The organism is Rhizobium sp. CCGE 510 (genome assembly GCF_000292525.1).
Lineage (GTDB): Bacteria > Pseudomonadota > Alphaproteobacteria > Rhizobiales > Rhizobiaceae > Rhizobium.
Genome location: NZ_AEYF01000048.1, coordinates 371,169 through 393,475 on the forward strand (window position 1 = coordinate 371,169; position 22,307 = coordinate 393,475).

11 protein-coding genes and 6 pseudogenes are annotated in these 22,307 nt (G+C 58.9%); 11 read left to right on the forward strand and 6 right to left on the reverse strand.

Features of this window, described 5'->3' with window-relative positions; translation table 11 throughout:
- Window position 1 precedes the first annotated feature (1 nt).
- Both tssB and tssA read right to left on the reverse strand, forming a co-directional pair.
- On the reverse strand, window positions 2-556 hold the full coding sequence (gene tssB / locus RCCGE510_RS30085; RefSeq protein WP_007636663.1) for a type VI secretion system contractile sheath small subunit: 555 nt from the start codon (window positions 554-556) through the stop codon (window positions 2-4).
- A 33-nt stretch (window positions 557-589) separates the two neighbouring features.
- Window positions 590-1,582 carry a type VI secretion system protein TssA gene (gene tssA / locus RCCGE510_RS30090; protein WP_007636664.1) on the reverse strand — a complete coding sequence of 331 codons (993 nt, stop codon included), beginning with the start codon at window positions 1,580-1,582 and terminating at the stop codon, window positions 590-592.
- A 126-nt stretch (window positions 1,583-1,708) separates the two neighbouring features.
- Here tssA and RCCGE510_RS34575 point away from each other — a divergent pair.
- Window positions 1,709-1,923 (forward strand): annotated as a pseudogene (locus RCCGE510_RS34575) (IS3 family transposase); the annotation flags it as partial.
- A 1,341-nt stretch (window positions 1,924-3,264) separates the two neighbouring features.
- Here the strand turns inward: RCCGE510_RS34575 and RCCGE510_RS35790 are convergent.
- Together RCCGE510_RS35790 and RCCGE510_RS34075 are read right to left on the reverse strand one after the other, a co-directional pair.
- Window positions 3,265-4,254 carry a hypothetical protein gene (locus RCCGE510_RS35790; RefSeq protein WP_240539715.1) on the reverse strand — a complete coding sequence of 330 codons (990 nt, stop codon included), beginning with the start codon at window positions 4,252-4,254 and terminating at the stop codon, window positions 3,265-3,267.
- A gap of 1,211 nt (window positions 4,255-5,465) precedes the next feature.
- Window positions 5,466-6,033, reverse strand: a pseudogene (locus tag RCCGE510_RS34075) (transposase); the annotation flags it as partial.
- A 646-nt stretch (window positions 6,034-6,679) separates the two neighbouring features.
- On the opposite strand from RCCGE510_RS34075, the gene tssK reads away from it, so the two are divergent.
- The 9 genes and pseudogenes from tssK (at window position 6,680) to RCCGE510_RS30140 (ending at window position 18,248) form a co-directional block, all read left to right on the forward strand.
- Window positions 6,680-8,035, forward strand: a complete 1,356-nt coding sequence (tssK, locus tag RCCGE510_RS30110; RefSeq protein WP_007636670.1) for a type VI secretion system baseplate subunit TssK — start codon at window positions 6,680-6,682, stop codon at window positions 8,033-8,035.
- Between the two features lie 61 nt (window positions 8,036-8,096).
- The gene (locus RCCGE510_RS30115; protein WP_037080261.1) at window positions 8,097-8,699 is read left to right on the forward strand and encodes an FHA domain-containing protein; all 603 of its coding nucleotides are present in this window, start codon (window positions 8,097-8,099) and stop codon (window positions 8,697-8,699) included.
- Window positions 8,699-9,988: a type IVB secretion system protein IcmH/DotU gene (gene icmH / locus RCCGE510_RS30120; protein WP_007636673.1), complete on the forward strand. Its 1,290-nt coding sequence runs from the start codon at window positions 8,699-8,701 to the stop codon at window positions 9,986-9,988. Before RCCGE510_RS30115 ends, icmH begins: the two co-directional genes overlap by 1 nt.
- Before the next feature lie 9 nt (window positions 9,989-9,997).
- Complete coding sequence (gene tssM / locus RCCGE510_RS30125) at window positions 9,998-13,609, forward strand: type VI secretion system membrane subunit TssM (RefSeq protein ID WP_007636675.1); 3,612 nt, start codon at window positions 9,998-10,000, stop codon at window positions 13,607-13,609.
- Window positions 13,610-13,905: 296 nt separating this feature from the next.
- Window positions 13,906-15,522: a hypothetical protein gene (locus tag RCCGE510_RS30130; RefSeq protein WP_037080265.1), complete on the forward strand. Its 1,617-nt coding sequence runs from the start codon at window positions 13,906-13,908 to the stop codon at window positions 15,520-15,522.
- A 105-nt stretch (window positions 15,523-15,627) separates the two neighbouring features.
- Window positions 15,628-15,861, forward strand: a pseudogene (locus RCCGE510_RS30135) (SIR2 family protein); the annotation flags it as partial.
- Window positions 15,862-16,718: 857 nt separating this feature from the next.
- Window positions 16,719-17,045 (forward strand): annotated as a pseudogene (locus RCCGE510_RS34085) (carbamoyltransferase N-terminal domain-containing protein); the annotation flags it as partial.
- Between the two features lie 52 nt (window positions 17,046-17,097).
- Window positions 17,098-17,241 (forward strand): hypothetical protein, encoded by a 144-nt coding sequence (locus RCCGE510_RS34090; protein ID WP_004678808.1) that lies wholly within the window; start codon window positions 17,098-17,100, stop codon window positions 17,239-17,241.
- Complete coding sequence (locus RCCGE510_RS30140) at window positions 17,238-18,248, forward strand: LysR substrate-binding domain-containing protein (RefSeq protein WP_037080268.1); 1,011 nt, start codon at window positions 17,238-17,240, stop codon at window positions 18,246-18,248. Before RCCGE510_RS34090 ends, RCCGE510_RS30140 begins: the two co-directional genes overlap by 4 nt.
- 211 nt (window positions 18,249-18,459) lie before the next feature.
- Here RCCGE510_RS30140 and RCCGE510_RS34095 read toward each other — a convergent pair.
- Window positions 18,460-19,035: pseudogene (locus RCCGE510_RS34095) on the reverse strand (radical SAM protein); the annotation flags it as partial.
- Between the two features lie 765 nt (window positions 19,036-19,800).
- Here RCCGE510_RS34095 and RCCGE510_RS35795 point away from each other — a divergent pair.
- Window positions 19,801-20,077, forward strand: a pseudogene (locus RCCGE510_RS35795) (nuclear transport factor 2 family protein); the annotation flags it as partial.
- A 134-nt stretch (window positions 20,078-20,211) separates the two neighbouring features.
- On the opposite strand, the gene RCCGE510_RS30150 reads toward RCCGE510_RS35795, so the two are convergent.
- Window positions 20,212-21,099 (reverse strand): hypothetical protein, encoded by an 888-nt coding sequence (locus tag RCCGE510_RS30150; RefSeq protein WP_037080273.1) that lies wholly within the window; start codon window positions 21,097-21,099, stop codon window positions 20,212-20,214.
- Window positions 21,100-22,307: the final 1,208 nt, after the last annotated feature.

Genomic DNA, 22,307 nt, shown 5'->3' on the forward strand with positions numbered 1-22,307 from the left:
ATCAGTTCTCCTCTGTGTCTGGGGATGCCAATGGCGGAGCGGCAACCACTCCATCAGGCTTCTCAGTCTCGATGCCACTGCCGAGGGCGCTTAGCAGTGCCGAATCGGCGAGGAAGTGGGTGAGCAACTCTTCGGCGCCGTTCTTCCCGTCCATGTAGGCCAGCAGATTGGAGAGCTCCGTTCGCGCTTCGAGCAGCCTGCTAAGGCTGTCGACCTTGCGCGCCACGGCCGCCGGCGAGAAATCTTCGAGCCGCTCGAAGGTCAAGTCGACAGCGAGTTGGCCTTCTCCGGTCAATAGGTTCGGCACCCGCATCACCACCCTGGGCCTCAGCGATCTGAGCCGATCATCGAAATTGTCGATATCGATCTCCATCATCTTACGCTCCGCGACAGGAGCAAGCAGCTCGGCAGCATTGCCAGCGAGATCGGACATCACGCCGACCACGAAGGGAAGCTGAACCTTCTTCTGAGAGCCATAGGTCTCGACGTCGTATTCGATCTGTACGCGAGGCGGACGAACCCGCGCGATGAACTTTTGACTACTCGCCTTTGTCATGTGTTCCACTCCTGATTAGGAAGATTACGCACGTCACGTGCCCTCATCGACCGCCAGGCCGGCAATCGAGCGGTACTGGGCAACCCCTTCTGGCGCCAACTCTTTGACAAGAGCCATGAAGTCCTTCGAGACAAGTCGCTGCGCGCGCTCCAGAAGGGCTGATAGCGGGCTCGCGGGTTCGTTCACCTGGTACCAGTGGCAAATGCGGCCAAGGATTTCGACAACGTCATCGCGGTTGCGGATCACGTCGGGGTATGGGGCCTTGCTGGAGTCTGGCAATGGAGATGCCGCGGCTGCAGGCTGGGCCCTTTTCCGATGGACGTCGACCAGATCCTTGGCCTGGGTGAGTAGCACTATCAGAGGGTCGAATCGAACGGCCTCGTCACTCGCAACGTGCCGCCGAACACTCGCGTCTAGATCGGTGGCGGCTGCTAGGCTGGCGTCGAGACCAGTGCTGATCTGCTCGAGCTGCAGTGGGTCGGTGTCGGTGAAAGCGAGCTCGATAGTCGAACGATCAACTTCCGCAGACTGCGACCGTAGCGCACCAGCCCAATCGCGGAGCGTAAATGCCCCGAATTGCCTGGAGGCGGTGAGTGGAACTTGGCGTATTTCCGCCAAGATCCCGGAGAGATCGCAGAGGCTTGCCAGAGCGTTGAGGCGAACGGTCTGATCTCCGTCATCTTCTGGATCCGGTCGCGGATGTAGCTCTGACCAGTAGAGCTCGACATAGGCCGCGAGCAGCTCAAGCCCCTGACTTAGACCAGGGAAGCCGAACTGACTGAGGGCGGATCGTGTGAGCAAGATGCCGACTCTTAGATCCTTCGTGCGGGCAGAAAGGTCGAGGCCAAGCCGCCACACCTCTGTCCAATTGGGAGCTTCCTCGGTGGCGATGGAGTCGCCTATCTGCTGGTGCGGCTTGCCATGCGACGCGATCTCGAGCTCCAGGAAGCTCAGATCGTAATCGAGAGCATCCCCGCATGCGTTGCCGTCGCTGATCGGTTTTAATAAATGATCTGCATCGAGCATGACCAAAATCCCAGTTTTCCCGACATTAAAGATCGTCGCGCCTCTGTTTCTCAACGTTTAGCAATGAGCAGACGCGATTGCTCATGCACAATCGACATTCGTATATGTCGTGAATGCTTGGGGCGTGAACGCCGCCGCTTCGGATCTTGATGGAGCTATGTGCTGAGGCGCAAAGGACACCTTGTGAACCACAAGAAGCTCTTCCGGCTCCATCGGGAGGAGAAGCTCACGATGCGCAAGCGCCGTGGCCGGAAACGAGCGAAAGGAAAGCGTTGGTGTTGATCCCGCTGGCTGCCAATGATCGTTGGTCGCTGGACTACGTGTCGGATCAACTCACCGATAGCGCGGGGGCAGTCGTTGCAAAGGGCAACCTGCGGGGTACCGTTGCAAACGTGAGCCTGAAGGCCTCCAACTACGGAGTCTTCGCGCGGCCGCCTCCGCACCAGCACCAGGGTCCGCACCAAGGCGACGGGCGTGGTGTGATACATGTGAAGCTCAACGCCAGCTGGCCTCGAATTGACCTGATGAGGTATAAGAGATTGCCGACGTGCGAGGTCCACGGCACCCGGTCAAACGCTTCAGCTTGCTAGCGCGAGAAAGCCTCGGAGCTGCAACCATTCGGCCGTCTGCCGCTCTGCCTAGCGGAGGATTCGAAGCGCAGAGGGTGCAATGGGTGCTGCATAAGGTGGATGGCCTCGTCGGCGATCGGTCTTGGGGGTGTCGGGGCGCGGACCCACATCGAACGAGCGGCCAGCCGGCGGGTCCATCGCGCGTGCAGCGACCCGGCGTCAGTGGTAGAACGGCTCGAGCACTTCAACGGCATGTAATCTCCTGCGCTCCGCCGGACCGCCGCACGAGGCTTATAGGGCGACAATCTAGATGAGATCCGTATTGACCGCATGTAACGATGCTCCCCGAGATTCGCACGTTGCCTCATTCATTTTGCTTCCAGTTGGAGCGAAGGAGTGGGGTGCGGAGATGGCGGGGTTTCGCAGCGGCCGGCCTCCTTCGCGAGCGCCATTGCCGTTTTCGACGGAAGTCGAAGTCTAATAACCATCGTCGCGGTATATTCTATTGACAATGGGTGTGATGCGGCTTTGCGTGGTCTTCTAAAAGGAATCGAATCCCGCCGCCAATCTCCCGTTCTACCGCGCACCTACCGGACCCCAACGTGACTGTCGACCCTGCTTCCATTAATCGTGCAGGGCAACCACGCGGTCTCTCGTGCAGATCCCTGCGATTTCGAATTGACGGACACCGAACCCGTTAGACGGTCGTGGAGTGCACGCACTTAGTCACCCTAGCCGCCCGGGCACTGCAACCCCGCTGTACCGATCCTTCTACCTCTATGCTAAAGAACGTTTTGGGAAAACTTGCCTCCTCGTCATCGTTCGACGGCGGCCTTGGCGCCAATCTTGCGAGGAGCAGGCCGATGGTTGCAGCGGCATGCGAGCCGACATTCTGCGATCCGCGCCGTCGAAGACGAGGTCGCTCTCGGCGTGTTAGTCAGCCGGAATGCGCCGGCAGTCGTGCCCCTAAATCTCGATCTCGAGCCAGGTATTGGCCTCCAGGCCGAAGAAAAATTCGGCGCTCTCACATGCTCATGCAATCCCGTGGTGGACAACCAACGCACATGATGGTGCAGTTCCTAGGGAATGTGGTGATGAGCCACATGAGCCGCCCTATATCACCTTGAACGCTGCCCTCCTGGCTATCCGTTTCTTTGAGGCACCCACAATTATGGCGGCATCGGCGGCGCTGAGATCGGGATGGGCCGCCTTCAGCGCGTCCGCCCACGCCCCCTTGCTCTGCCCCGGCAGCTGCGGTGTCTGCCTAGCGATTTCGTCCAGCCTCGCCTGGTCGTGAGCCGACACCGTCTGGAACGCCGTCCTCACGGCGATATCGCGCCTTACGGCACCCACGATTATGGCGGCATCGGCAGCGCTGAGATCGGGATGGGCCGCCTTCAGCGCGTCCGCCCACGCCCCCTTGCTCTGCCCCGGCAGCTGCGGTATCGCCGCCTTGATCTCGTCCAGCCTCGCCTGATCCTGGGCCGACACCGTCTGGAACGCCGCTCGATCGACGAGATCGCCCGTTGAGGCCCCCACGATTATGCTGGCATTCGCGGCGCTGAGATCAGGCGCCAACGCCAGCGGCCTTTGAGCATATAACCTCTGCTTGCGGCTGGGCCTGGGATCTGCCTGCTTCTCAGTAGTCCGCCTCTTGCGCCCGCCACCGGTCGGATCGCCGGGCTCCGCGGGCACCTCGGACTTGGCCGAATGCTCCTCTCTTTCACCTGTCACCTCGGTCGGCCTGGCAACCGCCGAAGCTTCAAAATTATAAAACTTTTGCTTGCGGCTGGGCCTGGGATCTGCGCCCTTCTCAGTAGTCTGCCTCTTGCGACCGCCACCGGTCGGATCGCTGGGCTCCGCGGGCACCTCGGACATGGCCGAATGCTCCTCTCTTTCACCCGGCATCTCGGTCGGCCTGGCAACCGCCGAGGCTTCTAAATTCCCAAGGCCATGCAGCCCCCTGCGCTGAGGGCCAGTCTCCAGCGGCTGGCCCTCGACGAGGTGAATAATGCGATCGGCATTATTGTATTCATCTGTTGTCCTCGTGAGGTTGAACGCGGTCTCTGCCGGGACGACCGGAACTCTCATCAGTTCCGTCATGTCAGCCATCATTTGCGGGGTTAGTTGTTCAGGGCCTTGAAGCTCGGTCGGCGGGCTTGGCTGCTCGACGCTTATCGCAGCCCAAGAGGCCGTTTCAGAAGGCTCCAGCCAGAAGTCCTGCGAATTGAAGCTGCCGGCTGACAGCGGACCGGCTTGATCCGCCGCCTGCCAAAGCTCCTCTTGATCGGCAGACGCCACTAAAGGCTGCGTGCTTTGATCCGTTGGCTGCCGAGGGCTGGCTCCGGCCGCTGTCGCGCTCGCGAGGTTGAACGCGGTCTCTGCCGGGGCGACGGCTACTCGGGTAAGCCCCGTTAGCCTTTCCACGTAACGCAACATCGGATTCTCTTGCCAGATGTCGTCCGAATTGAAGTTGTCGGCCACGTGATCGACACGCGCCACTGAAGACTGCGCTCTTTGATCCGCTGGGTGCCGGCCCTCCTTCGCGCGCGAAGTGCCCTGCCCTTTAGTCCGAGGGTCCCTGTCAACCATGCTCACCCCCCTGGGATATGGCCTTCAGGAAACAAGGGGTCAGCTGTCGAGCACCGACTGCTGACGGAAGGTCAGAATTTATCAGGGGCTCAAGCGACTTAACCAGATCGCAAGGGACGCGACTGCAACCATCGACCGCTCCAGGTTGCCGAGCCTCGTTCGGACGCCGCTCAATCACCGTGGGTCCCGTTTTCTGCTGTTGTGGCATGGGGCGGCTCTGCGGAATCGAGCTCAGGTGACGGGAGGCCGGCAGATCCCGAAGACATGGCCAGGCCGTTGATAGCTGGTGGCGTGAACGCATCATTGCAGCAGAACCTCGAAAACCACGGAGAAGAGCCCGCGATTCAAACTAGCGCAGTCCCGGTATTGGATTGCATGCACAGGTGATATGCTCGCATCCAGTTAGTGAGCGGCTATGGCGCAGCTCCTGCGTGAACCCGTAACGACAGCGGCGATCCTTCGAGAGATGCAGCGACGACCCGTTCTCCAGACCGGAGGTCCGTGCTTGATGTGGCGATCGGCACGGATTGCTATCAACGCTGACGGCCGCCGGTGCCGCGCAAGCCAGTTACGACGCGAACATCGACATAATCTCTTCTATGGTGGGATTGATTGGCCCACCGATACCAGGGTAGTGGCAACTGTCGCCAATTGCGGCGCCAGTGAGGTCGGCCCTTCGTCTTCGAACTCTTTGCTGGCTTCCGCTAAACAACGCGGCCTTATCACAAAAGACTGGGAGATTTAACGATAATCCCGGCATCCGGACTTCTGCGCATTGCCGGCCGGTAATAGCGCGAAAGACTTGCAGCAATCGCAGCGCCGGCGGCACACGTGACCAGTATCCGCACTGCCTGGCTCGTAACAATGCGCTGTGACCAGCGGAAGCCGATCTCGTGGAAAGACAAGGCATGCTGCGGGCTGATATGATGAAAGACACCGGCAATGGTGCGGCGGACCCGGGGCTTGAAACCTCCCACCGAGTTGACGTGGGCGGCGTCTCGAACGAATTCGCGGCTCGAATGCTTTACGTTCTCATGCGTAGCGAAGCTCTTGCCAATCGCCATGAACGCCTCACCGCCCATCAAGCAGGCATGCGGTTCGATCCCTTTTCGCCGTCGCGCGCCCTGCACGTATCGAAAGGCCCTTTCGGCCCCGTCCAGGCGGTAGACCGTCCGGACTCTTTCTCGGTCGCTCACCGAGATGAAAACGGTCGATCTCCACCGTGCCATCGAGCATGTGCTCGCGCGCCAACATGAGGCGCAGCGCATATCCCATTCGCTAGCTATTGGGCATCACCAAATGTGCAAATGCCTATCTTCGCCGCATGAATGATCCATGCCGCCAGGGCTGCTATCCCGCACCTGGCGCGAACCGGGACTGCAACCGGTTCGTGGATCGTGTCCAGGAGGTGGTTGTCTAATCGCTAAACTAGTCGTCAAGGTGCTTTAGGGGCGGCGGCGCGTGAAGACGATGTTGGCGGCGGCACATGCCTTCGGCGTATTCAGGAACATTTTCGACGAGGCAACGCGCATCACGTGTCACCTTGCCTGTTGCGCTGCACTTTTGGCCCCGTACTTGCGGCGCCGGCTCTCAAGGCTTCCGGGCGATCATTTGCAAGATTCATCCCGTACGAGCGACAGGACAGGCCGAATTGGCACGTAGTAGGTAAGTGTGAACATGAACGACCAATAAGGCTCTGACGGCAACGGGCTACTGAGCGACAGTCTAGATGAGATCCCTTGCTTGTCGCGCTGCAAGGGGGCTCATGACCAATCCTGATGAGCTTCGGCACTTGCATATCTGAGCTGTCTCGACACGCGATGCTCTTCTACCAGCGCATTGTTGGATATCAGATGTGCATGCAAGGGGGCAGTGAAGCTCTGCTACTTTTTACGGAGAAAGCCGTTCTGTCAGGTGGACGCGAGGCGAGTCTTGAATGTCGTGGAATAATAGGGTCGTCTGGTCGGAGGGCTTATTCCTCCGCCCGCAGCATTTTCAGCAGGCCGATCGTCACGTCGAACAGCTGGTGCGTAGCAGGACGGCGGTTTTGCATGGGTACGGGTGGGGTATCAGCGAGCTGCGGCTCAATCGAGAGCTACTTGGTCTCGGCAAGATCGCCATCGAAGCGGCTCGCGGCGTCTTGGAGGACGGCATGCCCTTCAGTATTCCTGACGAAGCCAACCAGCCAACTCCCTACGACGTTCCGCGGGATTTTCGAGATTCGCTTATTCACTTGGCGGTACCGTTTTATCAACCCGGCGCTCTTGAAACCGACGCGCAAGCGGGAATTGACGTACCTATCCGCTTCGCAGTCTCCACTGAGGATGTTGTCGACACCAACGCTGGCGAGCGGGGCAGCGCCTCCATCGACGTAGCGCGGCTGGATTTTCGACTGCTGCCGGACGCGGCAGACCGGTCTGGCTACACTTGCATCCCAATCGCCCGTATCATAGAGGTCCGGGCCGACCGACAGATCATTCTGGACGAGACGCACGTGCCGCCAACCCCCGACTGCGCCAGCTCCCGGGTCCTCTCGAACTACATCACTGAGATCACCGGCCTGCTTCACCATCGTGGTGAAGCTCTGGCTACGCGGGTCTCCCAGTCGGGCACGAACCGGGTTGCAGAGCTCGCGGACTTCCTTCTGCTGCAGGCGATCAATCGGTACGAGCCCTACTTCTGCCACCTGTCCAAGGCCGCCGTTGTAAATCCGGAATCGCTGTATGTTCTCATGCTCCAGCTGGCGGGTGAACTAGCCACGTTCGCCCGCCTCGATAAACGTGCCCCGACCCTTGGTGTTTACAAGCACGACTCTCTCGCGGAGGCGTTTTTGCCAGTGATCCAGTCGATCCGGGCTTCGCTGGGTGCAGTGATTGAGCAGACTGCGGTCTCCGTACCGCTGCAGCGGCAAAAATACGGTATCCATGTGGCTGAGGTGGCCGACCGCTCTCTCTTTACGACCTCGAGCTTCGTGCTGGCTGCTCGGGCTGATATTGAGGTCGAGCGCCTCCGGCGCGAGTTCCCGTCTCAGATTAAGATCGGCCCGGCGGAGAAAATCACGGAACTCGTCAATGTCGCACTGCCCGGCATTATCATCAATCCCCTACCGGTCGCGCCGCGCCAGATCCCGTTCCATGTTGGATTCAGCTATTTCGAGATCGATCAAAATAGCCGCTTCTGGAAGGATATGCCCCAATCCGCCGGCTTGGCGCTGCACGTTGCTGGCGACTTCCCAAATCTCGAAATGGCTCTTTGGGCCATCCGAGCCGGACAGAACCCAAATTTGAGTTAGCCCACCAATGCCCCTCACGCTACGTGTACACAGCAATAGATGCAGTTTTCCGGAATATCTCGTGCCGGGCGACGCGGCTGGTGGGCTGACTACCAGCCGAGCAGGCAACAGCCTCGTTCTGCCGGATGATCAGCAGATGGTCTCGAAATACCACTGCTCAATCGAATGCATGGCACGGCGATACGGACTGATCGACCGAGGCCGCGGCAACACATGTCTGAGTGACGAGGCTGTGCGGCTTCCGTCAGAGGCGCCGGTCGCCCGGAAAACCAGCGATGTTATTCAGATCGGCGCCTATAGGATCGATGTCGTCGCGGTGTTCCTCCGCGGAGACCTGGCCGTTGAGCAAGCCTTCGTCGACCGTGGGACGCATGACGTGTTATTGGCGGCTGTACAGAAGGCTCCGTCCAGCGTCCGTGCACGCTTGTCCCTAGCAGGGATCGAGAAGGCGATGGGGCGGACCCGTTCCCTCTTGCACCGCAACCATAAGGCGCAAAACCGGAGTGCGTACGTGCGTGTCTTCAATGACGTCGTATCGAACATCGAAACGGATTTGCTCCGGAGCTTCGGCGCCGACTTCGCGCGCCCAGTGCGAGAGCGTCGCCGACCCGCCCGCCGATCCCACGATGAGAGCGTCCGCTCCGAAGGGAAGTGGGCGGGTTGATGATGGTGATTGAGGAAACGATGCCAAAATCCCAGCCACTCGTCCTCCTCCACGCCGAGGAGCAGTTGGCTGTCCCTTCGCCGTCATCGCCAGTGCCGGACGAACTTACCTGGGAGATGCTTGCGCTCGACCGACTTAATCCACTGGTCGCCGCCGCGGCGGCGCTGCTGGGTCTCAGCGCTCAGCTCAAGAGCAGTGCTAGCCATATCGACGTTGAAGCACTGCGCCTTAGAGTGCTGCAGGAGATCGATGCTTTTGAGCGTCGGATCACGCCGCTCGGATTGCCATCGCGAGCGATCAAGGTCTGCAAATACGCCCTCTGCGCGACCATCGATGACATCGTTCTGAACACAGCCTGGGGCAGCAACAGCGTCTGGACGACGCGCAGCTTGGTGGGATCGCTGTTCAGTGATACCTGGGGCGGCGAGCGTTTCTTCGATCTGCTGACGCAATTGAAAAATGAACCGGCCATCAATATAGAACTGCTGGAGCTGCTCTACTACTGCATGAGGTTGGGCTTCGAAGGCCGCTACCGCGTCACTGCGGGAGGAGCCGCAGAGCTCAGTGTGCTGTGCGAAGACGTCTACCGCCTGATCCGAGCAGCCCGTGGTGACTTCGAGCGCGAACTATCCCCGCACTGGCGGAGGAACTCTAATAATCCGAAGCCACGCCGCACAATCGTTCCAATCTGGGCTGTCGTAGCGTTTGGGGCAGGGTTACTCCTCTCGATCTATACCGGACTTCTGCATGCATTAAATGCCCGCGCCGATGCTGTCTTCAACGATCTCGCGACATTGCCGCCGAACGGCGCTGTCAGATCGGTGAAAATCGTATTGCCGCCAAAGGTTGTGATGAGCAGCGGCCGACTGCGTAACTTCCTCGAGCCCGAAATCCGCGAAGGGCTTGTCACTGTGTCCGAGGACCCACAGCAGATCGTCGTTACCATTCGCGCCTCCGGGATGTTCGATTCTGCTAGTCCGGAAGTGAAGAAAATGTTCCTGCCGCTTCTTTTACGAATTGGTCGTTCTCTGAACGATGAGTCGGGAGCAATCCTCCTGACCGGGCACACCGACGCCATGCCGGTGCAATCGCTCGCCTTCCCTTCAAACGATTCCCTTTCGCTCGCGCGTGCGAGGACAGCTGCCGAGATTATCAAATCCATCATGGATGACCCAGGCCGCGTGCGAGAAGAGGGCAGAGGGAGCGGTGAACCGGTCGCTTCGAACCATACGCCCGAGGGCCGCGCGCGGAACCGTCGGATTGAAATCATCATCACAAAGACACGATGAAGGCAGGCCATGCAGTCAATCAAAAAAGCGCTTAGGTGGCAATGGCTCCGTGTCGGCGGGGCAGGGATCGTGTGTGCCTTAATCTTCACGCTCGGACCAAACATCTCGGTCGGAGGATTTGCGCCGCTTGACAGCCTTCGCAGCCAGATCGCGGCATCGATGCTGATTCCGGTCGGATACACCGTGATCTACTTGATCCAGTCCCAGCTTTACAAGGTTCAGGCCTATTTTGAAGACCTCGTCCAATCACGAGTGTCGGGAGCCCTGGACGAGGTTGGGGCCGAGCAGAAGAAGGGAGACCCAAGGCCTTCCGACCGAAGTGTGGGCCAAGCCAGCACGCTTGCTGAAAGAGAGCTTGAGGCGATTCGTCATCGTTTCCGCGAGGCCCTTACCACACTCAAGGGGCGCCGCTACGCAGGAGGTATCAGCAGGCGGTGGCTCTATCAGCGGCCATGGTATGTGATGATCGGTCCGCCCGACTCGGGGAAGACCACAGCAATAGTCAATTCCGGGCTCAGCTTTCCGCTGGCGGCAAGGTCCGGTCTGAGAGCCGCCGGTGGGGTCGCGGGTACGGAAAACTGCGACTGGTGGATCACCGATGACGCGGTGTTCGTCGACACTGCTGGGCGCTACACGATACAGGAGGGTGATGCAGACCGGGACAAAGCGGTTTGGCGTGGCTTGCTTCGTATGCTCAGACGCTCCCGGCCACGGCAGCCGCTGAACGGGGTCTTAGTCACGATCGGCATCAGCGAGCTGAACTCGACATCCGAGGAAGTGCTGGCCGATCGCGCGCGCTGTATCCGTGAGCGGCTCCTCGAAGTTTACAGGGAGCTTCGCCTGCAACTGCCGATTTATGTGCTTTTCACTAAGAGCGATCTGCTGGCGGGATTTGTTGAATTCTTCGACGATCTGGGTCGCGAGGGGCGGGAGGCGGTGTGGGGGTTCACCTTTGCGCAAGAGGCTTCGGAGGACGAAGGCGATCCGATGGCGTTTGCCGCAGCATACGATGCGCTGGTTGGCCGCCTAAACGAAAGGCTGCTTGAACGAATGCAGTATGAAAGCAACCTCCAGCGTCGCGCGCTCATGTTCGGCTTCCCACAGCAGGTCGCTAGCCTCAAGCACCTGACGCAACAGTTCTTGAAGGAAGCCTTTGGCGGGAATTCGTTCCAGGAACCGCTTATGCTCCGCGGCGTCTACTTCTTAAGCGGCACGCAAATTGGCATGCCCTTCGATCGAGTTGCGAACGCCAGATCCCAGACCTTCGAGATCGCTCAGCCGCCCTGTACAGCGCTTCGTGGCCCGGGCCGTGGTTATTTCATCAGCCGGCTGCTGCGCGAAGTCGTTTTCGCCGAAGCTGGGCTCGCCGATGCCAATCACCGCTTCGATCGGCGCCAGCGGCGGATCCGGTATGGCGCCTACACGATGATAGCGGCGGTCATCGTTACCGCCGGCGTCTTGTGGACGTTCAGCTATATTCGGAATGTTGAGCGGATCGAGAGCGTTCGCCTAATGGCTGGCAGCTATGCCAGAGGGGCCGAAAAGCTGAAGCTCGACCGGGTTGAGAGTGGCGATCTTCGACCCATCCTGCCACTGCTTCAGCAGCTGCGTGATGCCAACGGCGACAGCGCGGGCGGCCGCCTATCAAGTTCGGGTCTCGACCAGAGAAAGAAAATCAAGGTTCAGACGCTCGCGGCGTACCGCCGCGCCGTGAACACCGTCCTGCTGCCGCGGCTGATGTTCCGGTTGGAAACCTTATTGGTCGAGCGGCACGACGATGATCAGTTCGTCTACCAGGCGTTAAAGGTTTACCTGATGCTGGGTCAGCAGGGTCCGCTCCAGCGCGCGGTCGTCAAGAACTGGATGGCTGCCGACTGGCGAGTGATGTTTCCGGCCGAAGCCGATGCCGGCCTGCGCAGCGCGCTCGCTGATCACTTGGATGCGCTCATGGAAGGGCCGCTGCCCCATAGTGAGCTTAATGGCGAACTGATCGAGAGGACCCGCGCGAAGCTCCAGACCGTCTCAATGGCGCGCCGCGTCCTCGACATCATCGCGACCAGTCCCGAAGCCTCGCGGGCGCCAACCTGGCGTCTGGCCGACCATGCCGGGCCGCTGGCGCAGGGCGTCCTGGCTCGCAAATCAGGACAGCCGCTCAGCGAGGGGGTTCCTGGCATCTACACGAGGGCGGGGTTTTACGGAACCTTCCTGCGATTGCTGCCGCAGGTGGCTGACGCTGTCGCTGCAGAAGGCTGGGTTCTCGACGCACAGGTAGTCGCGCCGATCGCAGCCGGTGATGTGAGCCAGAAGCTGCGGCGTTCGGCGGCGGATCTCTACGCTCAGGAGTTCGCGTTGCGCTGGGACCAGCTCATTGGCGATATGTCTATCCGCCCGTTTGGGGGCATCGATGACGCGCTGCGCACCTTGAACACGCTGTCCGCGCCGACGTCACCAATGCGCCTGTTCCTTTTCGCGGCGGCGCAGGAGCTAAAGCTCAAGCTCAAGCAACCACCGGCTCCCGAGAACGGCTTGACGAAAGGTGACAGTGTCCCCCAGGGCGAGGTGTTGCCAAGCGAGCTCGAGGCACTGTTCCGCTCTCAACCGGCCGCGGACACGCCTGAAGCTCACGTCCAGCTCTATATGGGCGATCATTTCCAGTGGCTGCACCAGTTGGTCGAAGTGCCGTCGAACAGCCAAGCGGGCGCGCAGGCGCCGATCGACAGTGCTCTCCGGGATCTGGGCGAACTGTATCGCTCCCTCAGCCAGGCGCAGGGGCTGGCGGGTTCGAACATCTTGGAACACAACGGGCAGGCGGGCGTCGCCATCCACCAGATCGAGGCGGGGGCGGCCGATCTGCCCGAACCCATCCGGCAATGGATTCTCGGCCTCAGCCGCCACAGCTCGGACCTAACCGTCAGCGGCATGAGGCGCGGGTTGGCGAGCGGTTGGGCGGGCGGCCCCGGCGATTTGTGCCGGCGGGCTACCGAAGGACGGTATCCCTTCGCGCGCGGATCCCCCCGGGATATCCCTTTGAGCGATTTCGCCCGGCTGTTCGGCCGCAAGGCGGAGATCGACACTTTCTTCGCCGAGAACCTCTCTCCATTCGTCGACAAATCCAAAGGTACATGGCAGTTTCGGCCAACGAGCGGTGTCGATTTCCCTATCGGCCGCAATACCTTGACCCAGTTCCAACGGGCAGCCACGATCCGCGACACCATGTTCGAGGATACCGGCCAGTTGTCAGTTGGATTCCTGCTCACCGTCGCCGAGACCGATCCGTTGACAGACCAGGTGGTGGTGGACATCGACGGCCAGCGCCTCGAACATCGACGAGGAACGGCCGCCGCGGCAATGCATTTCCATTGGCCCTCGGCCAGCGGCGTCGGCGGCGCTTCCGTCGCTTTCATCGGTTTTCAAGGCGCCATTCTCTCCAAGAGCGGCCATTGGGCGCTATTTCGCCTCTTAAATGAGGCGGACAAGCGGCCCTTGGGAGGAGGGGACCTTATTCAGGTACGACTGGTGTCCGGTGACCATTGGGCGGTTTTTAACCTCCAGCCTGACAGCGTGATGAGCCCGTTGTCCCGCAATCTGCTGTCAGAATTCCGATGTCCAGATTTCTTATGACCGCCGGGATAGCATCCGACTTGCGCTGGGAAGGCCCTATGGGATCACGAGACGCCCACGCAGGTCTGCGGCGGGAGAGGTCGGCATTTCGGTTGCCGGCCGGATCGGAGGCGGTCACGGCTGCGACTGGCGGCGATCGTTGCTTGATCTCGGCGCGCCGCTTTCCCGCTCGACTAGACCGCTGGAGAGCGCGGTCACCTCCATCAGGCAGATCTTCGGGAAGTTGGGTGATCAGATCCTGTCCCATCCTATCAACCGACGTACACTGATCTAGAACAGGAAACTGGAGAGATATAATGGCCGGAATGAAGCACAATAGGACAAGAGCGAAGAAGTTTATGCAGTTGATCGACCAGACGAGGAACAGTGCGGATTTGGAGTTCTGCTTTGCGGTTGGCACGGTTGGCGATCTGCGGAAGCCTGCTGTCCTGGTGAGTAAGAAAAAGCTCAATGGATTGGCACAAACTTTGAAAAGCATGCCTTTTGAAGATGATGAGGATAGTGGTAAGGAGACCTTTTCGCTTCTGCGGAGAGGCACGGGCAGGATGAACGAAAACGGCGTTATCCTCGTCAAGTTGGCTGATGGTGGAAAGGCCGGGTTCCCGCAGGTCCAAAAGGTGATGAAGAAGTATTTCGTGAACTTCCGCATGAGGCTGCCTGACATGCAGGAAGCAGGAATTTTAACTGAAGAAGACATTCAGCAGTTTGAGATGAACGCCGAGGAGAACTCTCAATTTCTTCCACCCGACGACTCTGAAGAATTAAATCGGCCGATGGCGGCACTGGATAGCGCGGAAGGGAACTCCGCAGGGAGTGTTGAGGAAACTGAAGAGAGAAGCAAGCGTGAAGGCGGAGCTGAGCTCCTGGAGCAGCTTCTCCCGGAAGTGAAGGAGGGCATTGCCGCCGCGGCAGCGACCATTTCCAATCACGCAGTAAGTCTCAGCGCGCAAATTGGCGCGGGACAGACCGCAGAGTTGTCCCATCTGACCACGAAGATCGCGGATTGGCTGCAACGTGTGCTGGCTGCGACGCCTCCGGAAGAGCAGGAGGCAACGCTGCACAACTTCGCCGGCCGGCTTCTGTTGATGCTGGCCTATCCTGAGAATCTGCGAAATCTTCAATATGTGGATGACATGCCCGATGGGGCGGGGCAGGGCGAGACAAACGGCGACCGCCGCGAAGAGGTCGTGGTGAATGGGATCGATCTGAACAGAGTCCCAACGGGTGCTCTCGATCAAGACGAGGTAGTAGAGTCCTTGTTCCGTCTGATCAAGGCAAAGGCTCAGGAGCGACAGCTTTCTTATCCGCTAGAGAACGCGAATTCTGAAAGGATTGCGAAGATAGTGTCGTCGCAATGGCCGAAGGAACTAGGCGATGTAGCCCGTAGGCGCGTGGTTGTGGAGCGTCTGATCGCAGCGGTGGTCCCGCGGCTCGGTAACGATGATCAACTTCTGGTTCTTCTTGGCATCGCAGACCAGCCCGAAAGGACCAAGTCCGTCGAAAACTCGGTCGAAAGTATCATAGCTGCATGGCAGGCTCATCTCGACACTGCCTTGACACTGAGGGATGAGGTAAAGAGCAAGATCAACCAGATGGTCGATGTGGAAGCCCGCGGCGGAACGTGGAGGTATGTCGACGACATCTTCCTGCAGTTCGGTGGAGAGCTTTCGGATCAGCTCTCCGCCATCACCGAACGCAACGGTGAGGCAATGTCGAGCGCGACCGAGCGTGTCAGAACCACAGTTCAGAAGAAGCTCGACTATCTCAACGGCAGCGACATTGTAGCCATGCTTGACAATCCTCCAATCGACATCGGTCCGGGCACTATAGGGCAGACGCTGCGGGAAGGGCTCGCCGCCATCACCGATGGACTGAAGCGCATCGAAACCTCGCACGCCGCGCCCGCCGCGTAGTGATCGCCTGCCTCGATGCCGGTCGGCCCACCGGAAGGCCGGCCGAGCACGCCATCAAACGGCTGCATCAGCGACGGAAGGAGTTCGCCGCTCAGGTGGATCAGCGAAGCGGTGAAGGAGCGGCGCACCAACAGAGGCTTCTTCTTCATCGGCTGCCGCTTCAACGACCAGATGCTGCGCACCTACGCCCGACAGATCACGAAGCGATCCAACGCCCCACGTTTGGCGGTGCTGGATGCGGCAGCGCTGACCAACAAAGGACGCCGTTTCTTTGCAGCAAGCCCGATCACGCTTATCGACGTGCCGACTGGCGAAGCTGCGGCTCGGCTTGTCGGCTGAAACTAGAGTAGAGCAGGAGTATTGCGGATGCGACGATACACAAGGATTTCGTCGGTCGGTCGGTCGGTCGGTCGGTCGGTCGACACCGACGTCGGAGGCGAATTTGCCGTAAACGTTGATCATCACGGCCGCCATTTGAAAGGAAGGATGGTAGTGCCGCTCGCCTTCCTATCAATCCACCCATCCCTTTTTTGCACGCATTCCATCCAAACAAACAATTTTACTGGTCAAAACAATTGCCCTTAGAAAAAACGCTGAAGAGCGCTGTGCAGAACGATTGTGTGGAGTTCTAAAAATGGGTCCTCAGGTTCGGTAGAGACTGTGCTGGAAAACGAGTTGGAGCACTCTGTCAGTTGCCTGGCCTCGATTGTTATCACGTTGGACGTGATCGGGCAAATCTTGGCCGTTGCTTCTGCCGTTTCAGTGCTAATGGGCTCTCACAAGAAGCACTGTTGCCTGGTCGACTAAATCTGTGAGTGCATCCCTCACAATGACTAGAAGCCAGAGCAGGCGCGCTCGCAGCCGCAAGGACATGATCTGCGCCTTTTGCAGGAACACCAAACCTCGTGATGTTTTCTTGCGGCTGTCGGGCCGAAATATGAAGGACTGAGTAATGTGGATAGGTTACGTGGCAGTTCTGCTGCAAATGCTTCCGTCAGGGTTTCCGTGCGGCGTCGCAACTATAGCATCAAGAAGGTTGCGCAGCATCGATTGTCGGCAATGTCGCCGAGCCGGTCGCTATTAGTATCGGCTTCGCCTGTGAGCTCTATCTGACACGTCAAACACAAGCTTTGAACTTACGAAAGCCGGCGGTCGGGCCAGAGCGACCTACCTTTCGAAACGGACTGGAGAGCAACATGCTGTGTCTAGGGCTGAGTGGGCGTCTAAGCAGAGTCTACGAAAATTCGTTCGATCTACCGAACAGCTTTATGCACAATGGGGCTGCGGTTCGCGTTCGCGACGGCCGAGTGATAGCGGCAGTCGAAGAGGAACGGCCTAACCGAATCAAGCACTCCAACACGCTACCAATTCGTTCGATTCAATATTGCCTCGCATCTGCAGGTGTTCAGCTCAGCGACATCGACCGCATCGCGTATTATGCAACCGAGGCCTATTGCAACGCTGTGCTCGAGCGCGTGCGCCTCTCTCACCCAAGCACCCCAGTATCGGATGCGAGGCTGTTGCAACGGGCTCGGGGAGGTCGACACGGGCTCTATATTCCTGTGGGACACCCCGATGTTCCATGTGATCGCCATCGTCACACAGATCTGGCCGCCCATTGGACGCGTGATGGCACAATGCCATGGAGGTTGTCACCCGCGCTCCACCGCCGAGATGAACTCGAAAACGTTGGACCCGGAATTGATTGTTGAGGAATGAACTTCATGAAACGCAATGTAGAACAAGAGGTGACGGATCAACTCGCTTATAGGCGAAAGATGTTGCAAGATTGGAGAGGAGAGCGCCTCACTGGACACCAGATAAACCTAGCATCAATAGACCTCAACCTCCTGGTGGCGCTCGAGGCTCTGCTCGAATACCGGAACGTGACGCACGCGGGCCAGCACATCGGGCGGAGTCAACCGGCGATGAGCCGCGCACTGGGAAGGCTGCGCGGCTTGTTCAATGATGATCTCCTGGTGCGGTCTTCAACGGGTTTGATCCCAACGCCGCAAGGCGAACATTTGGCTCAAAGGCTGCCGTCGGCACTGCGTACGATCCGAGAGATGGTGACAAGCCGCAGCGTAATCTCAAAAGAATCGGGGAGGGGGGCAACGCTGGCGATCCCCGATCATCAAGCTTTGGCTGTACTACCGCGCCTCCTGCCGTGGTTACGCGAGCGTGCCCCTCATCTCGACACACTCGCCTGTTTGCCGTTTGATCGTGCCGTGCGGGGGCTTGAGCAAGGTGATATTGATTTGGCCGTTGGGCATATCGACGTGCAACTGCCTGGCTATTTTCGGCGCAGTCTTTATACAGACCGCTTCGCGTGTTTGTTGCGCCACGACCATCCAGCGCTGGCGCAGGAATGGACGATCGACAACTTCGCGACCTTGCGTCACGCTGCCATCAGTACGGACTCCCCCGACCACTTCGGCCCGATCTACGACCACTTGCCCAACCTGCGAGCGGATCGTAGTCCCATACTGTTTTCCAGCGTTCTCACGGCAGCGGTGGTAGCTTCGGCAACGGATTTGGTATTGCTCGTCCCGCGCCGCGTTGCGACCCAAGTTTCCGCGATGCTGCCGCTTAGGGTTGTTGATCCACCCCTCGAGCCGGCACCGTATAAGGTCATGCTCATCTGGCACGAGCGGTGCCATCACGACCCGCAGCATAAATGGCTGCGCAAGGAGGTCGCCGCCGCGTTGGAGACGGGAGCGGACTGACACAAGAAGCGGGTGATCGGGATGCTCCTGAAGCATCAAAGAGAGCAACCGGGCATTTTGCGCGGGGAGATGACCAAGGCCCCAGCGCTGCTGCGACCGAGAGTGCCAGGCATGTTGGACGAATATCGAGACTTGGCTGCCTATGTGCTCGCGGGGCCTGCTTGTGTCCGGGCTTCTGCTGAGCTGCGGCACGGCCCGGCAGTGGCGCGGATATCTTCGCGCCGACTCTCGGATCGACCATGTTGATGGTGATCGTCAAGTGATCAACATTCATGTCAGCAAGCTCGCCGACACGGTCCGGCAGTGCCAGACCGTTGGTTGAAAGACACAGCTTGATATCGGGGATCTCTGTGGCTCCGCGTTCAAATGTCGCCTTTGTCTTCTTCCGGTCATAACAGGCATCGCTTGGTCCGGTGATAAAGAGCACGGAAAGCTGAGGGACTTCATTGGCGACCGCAACGACCTTTCGCAGCGCCTGGTCAGGCGTCAGCTTTTCCGAGACGACCCCAGGCCGGCTTTCGTTGGCGCAGTATTTACGATCGCAGTAGTTGCACTGGATATTGCAGGCTGGTGCGGCTACGACGTGCATGCGCGCGAAATAGTAAGCTTCTTCTGAATAGCAGGAAAGGTCCTTGATTTTCTCCCACACAGCCGGCTCGGCGTGGTGCGGCTTTGCGGACGAACCGCACAATGACGCGGCGCAAGCAGTGGACTTCGCTGTGGCCAGCAGTTGGTTCATGGTTGTCGTGCTGGTCAGGCTCTTGAGCGAAATCATTGGTGGGGACATTGAAGGCTCCGTTGCTGCTTAACATCGCGGTTCAAAAAGCAAGGGCCATGCCAATGAAACTAGCTATGTTTTTCAACTGGTTAGCGTTTTTTGTCCGGTTCCCTCCATTTGCGACCCGACATAGGGTTGTCAGGCATTTGACAATAGACAGACACCGGTAAAATGGCGGCTCGCCTCGAGTGCATGAGTTGAGGAGGGCAGGTCGGGCCGTTCGACCACACCAGGCTTAGAACTTTCTTTCACCCCGATTTGATGCCCGCGGATGGCATAACCAACCTAAGGTGGGGTGAGGCCGAGAGGCGAGCCGCCTGGCCTGAACCCACCCAGATTTCTCCATCGCGTCGATCAGCCGTTCCCGCTCGGTCAGACGCGCACCGATTGCGAGCCAGGAAGGATCGTTCGGATCACAGGCTTTGGAGGAGGCTTCGCCGAGGCAGGCGCCGGCGCGCCCGGCGGCCGCAAACGGGGATCCAGTCGACATTGGGCTCGTTCTGGCGAACTCGTCAATCGCATTGTTGCCGAATGGACCGTTAGCTCCCTTCCACACAAGCGCAGAGAGGCACTGGCTGTTCTTGCAGGCAAAATCCAACGGAGCAATGGTCCTTGATTGCGCGAGAGTTGCTGTCTTACGCACGCGGTTTCAAGTTCACAGACGTTCCCTGGGAAGCGGCATTGCGAGGCCAGGTCAAGCGCCGACGGCGCGAATGTCCGTTCGCAGATGCACCGAACGCCACTTTCAACTCAAGACTAGACTTGCGACGGGCCGTGGACCACGAGAAAATGGTCGAATTGCATGATCGCGAAACGATCCGCGACTGTCTCTATCGGTATTGCCGCGGGATAGACGGGCGGACGAGGCGGCGCTGCGCAGCTCCTTCTGGCTCGCGCAGGACAATCACGGAGCGTATACGGGCTCCGCCGAGGCTTCATTGAGTTCGCGCTTGGTGTCTTCAAGACCGAACCGCCCAACATCCACCAGATCACGAAAGTTCTGATTGAGTTTATCAGCCCGACTGAAGCAGCTGTCGAGAGCTACTTCACAGTGCAGCATGAGGCGGGCCGTCGCAGACAGTCGCAGCAAGATTGCAGTCTCTAATCTTCGCCTGCGTCCTCGTAATAGAGGGGCGTATCAATTCGGCCGGCGGCGCAAAAAGTCATCACGATGACGGCAAGCTTTTATTCGCGGTTCAAATTGAGGTGTTCGAAGTACCAAGACGGGTCATCATCGGATGAATCTGTCTCGACACTGGCTTCACTCGAATGCCCCTCGACACCTGCTTCATCGTCGCTAAGATAGTCCACGGTTTTAGAGAGATAACTCCAAGGTTTGCCTGCGCGCTGCCATCCACCCTTGCTATTCTTTGTCCACTTGTCCGGATGTTGCGTAGGGTCGAGCACCCAGCGATTTTGACCCACGTCAACGAAACCCATCTGCTCTAGACGGGCTCCCATCTCTGGCGAAGCGGGACGTGACATGATTAACGGCTGTTCGCCGTCGAGTTGAAGTTGATGTTCGAGCAGAATATCGCCTGCGTTCTCGACAAGCGGATGAGTAACGCGAAGGTCTACAATCGAAGTGATTCTTTTTCGACCGGGAAATAGTTCCCGCCACGGCTCGTTTTCGATGCTAAATCCATCCTCTGTTCTTAAAAGCCCAACGCTTCGTTCTCCCAGATCATAGCTGAAATATCGCGCGCTGGGCGTATCATTGTCGGTGCCGCCGTAGAGTCGAGCGATGGTAGCCGTACGCAGGGCTTTAGAGGACACGAAGGGCGAGTACTCTTGTGGATTGACGGAAATGTGCTTGATATCATCACCGTAAAATTCCCTCACTTTTCTGGCAAATGTCGATCTGTCGAGCACCTTAATTGGAGGTTCGGAAGAGAGCGAGTATGGCCGCGTTGGCGACGAAGGCGAACGAGCATGGGGATCTGACGTTGATCGGGACGGCATGCCCGTAAGTGTTTGTGCCCCGGTCATATTCTCGATCCACCCCGCCATGGCCCGGGTGCGATCATCTTCCTCGGAAATGTTGTAGCGCAGCGATCGTTCTGAGTAATCCATGGCGGTCTCTCCTGAGAGTGAAAGGTGTGATGAAGCGCATCCTTTTCAGTCGCTTCACATGTGGGAACGGTGCGCTCACATGTCCGGCCTATAAAGCGGATACGTGACTGCTAAGCTTCGATGAAGCGGGGGGTACGCGTTGCATGCGCGGCTCCTGGTCTCGCCTAGAGGGGACTAAACTTCCGCGAACTGGGCGGAAAGACGACCTGCGGGGCCCATATAGCCCGATGCGATCACTGGTTCTGCCAGCGTCGTCCGGACCCGCTCGGGAAGCTGCTCACAGCCGGTTGTCGTCCGCGAGCTTCTGGAGCTCTGGCGGAACAGTGCCGGCGGCTTGGCCAGCCGCAGTGATTGTAGTTGCATTAACATCGCCAGCGTCCATCCACGTTATAGTTCGTCTTACCGCCTCCAGCCGCTCCTCGTCTCCTCCTGATCCCTTTCCTCAGCCAAGCCTCGAGGATTCGTGAAAGCGTGGTCCCTTCGCCAAACCATCGTCGAAGTCCGTCGGAGGTGTCTGCGCCGCGGCAGGGCTAAGATTAGCTTGAATGTTAGAGGTGTCCTCGGAGGATTTACCGCCCCGCGGGCCTGTTCTGTGTTCACCGTTGTTGGTCTCCAATTGCAGATTACGCATATGCTAGTGCAACCGGACTGGCCGCCATCATGCAAAATCGATATTCCAAAATGCTTTGGAAAAGCGGATCCACGGAGTCCCCTTAGGTGGTGAAGGTTCTGAGGAGTAGGTGGGCATCAGTGGTTTTTCGGCAGGGTCTGGTTGTTCAAGCACAGCCCGATAGAAGGCGACTGATGACCAATGAGATGATGGACCTCCGCTCGGGAATACGTCATGCCAAGCTGATAGCTGCTTGGCGGCGCAAGTCCCATCCGGCCAAAGTCACAGCGGCGAAGCCGGGGCGAGTCTTGCGGGCGTCGCGGTAACGGGGGAGCTGAAGTGTAGACAGATACGGGTGCGGGAATGAGCCTCAAAAGTTGAATGATCACGGAAGGCCGAGTGGGTTCTGTAGAGCGACAATCTGGCTGAGTCTCACCTTGTTTGTCGCCGCGCACTGAGGCGGCGAAATCAGAAAGGCCGGCGGAAAGATTGGTTGGAATCGGAAATCCTGACGGCACCCTTCACGCTGCATGTTCCACACATCACCCGAAACTGCTTAAATGAAGGCCAATTTTAGCGGGCTCCGCATGGCAAGCGG